Source organism: Enterococcus sp. 3H8_DIV0648 (assembly GCF_002140655.1).
Taxonomy (GTDB): Bacteria; Bacillota; Bacilli; order Lactobacillales; family Enterococcaceae; genus Enterococcus_A; species Enterococcus_A hulanensis.
The window spans coordinates 517,680-518,510 of sequence record NZ_NGLG01000002.1 but is presented as its reverse complement, the minus strand read 5'-3'; the positions used below and the strand labels follow the sequence as shown (position 1 = coordinate 518,510).

Sequence of the window (831 nt, the reverse complement as noted above, 5' to 3'; positions counted from 1 at the left end):
ACAAGATAAATACAGAGAACGTAAGTATGGAATCGAAAACACTCAGATCCAGCCTAATTATTTTGTTAACGTCTTATAGCAAAGTATCTCGTTTCCTACTGTGATGATTGTTAAGCTAACGATATCAACTACAGAAAGTTTATTAATATGGAGGAAAAAGTTGTTCTTATTCAGATCGTGGATCGAAATCCGTCTATGACACCTACTGCTCCAGCGAAAGCTAAACCTGCTGAGCGAGTCAAATTGAGACAAGCTGAGACTATACTTATGATGGGACGGACAAATACATTTTCGCTACGATCATGAAAGAGTTGAGTATCCATACTTTTCGACTGCACTCACGTACCTAATGTCTTTTTGCTTTGTGTAAATTGGATACACTGCTTTGTATCAAAGAATGAAGGAACTTTTAGTACCTTATCAACTAGCAGAACTTGAAAATAGATGACGTCTGTTTCAAAGAAACGTGTTAAAGTTAGTGCACTCATCATCGAAGATTCTCTTTTAGCAGGAAACTCCGAACTAAAACAAAAGCTATCATCAGAACTCTTTGAGTTGCGAAATCGTACCATATTTGACTCCAAGCGATTAGATTAATCTAGTTGCTCAGTCATCTCCCTATCAACAATAGTGGTGATGATTTGCTGAGAAAGGCAAGAGAAGAGGGCGTTGCCATTAAGCTTAAGGATCAACGGTAAGATAAACACGTACTTCCCGCTAAGATTGGAATAAAAAATCATGGCGGAAAGCAGGATGCTTTTATCTATAATGGCACGAGTCAAAACCGTGTGCAATATGCGAATCATTTGTAGGATGCTCAATATTTCAATT

Annotated in this window: 1 protein-coding gene; it reads right to left on the bottom strand. The window is 37.7% G+C overall.

Features of this window, described 5'->3' with window-relative positions:
- Positions 1-593: 593 nt before the first annotated feature.
- On the bottom strand, positions 594-831 hold a 238-nt coding region (locus tag A5875_RS24020), incomplete at its 5' end, for a hypothetical protein (protein WP_217809356.1).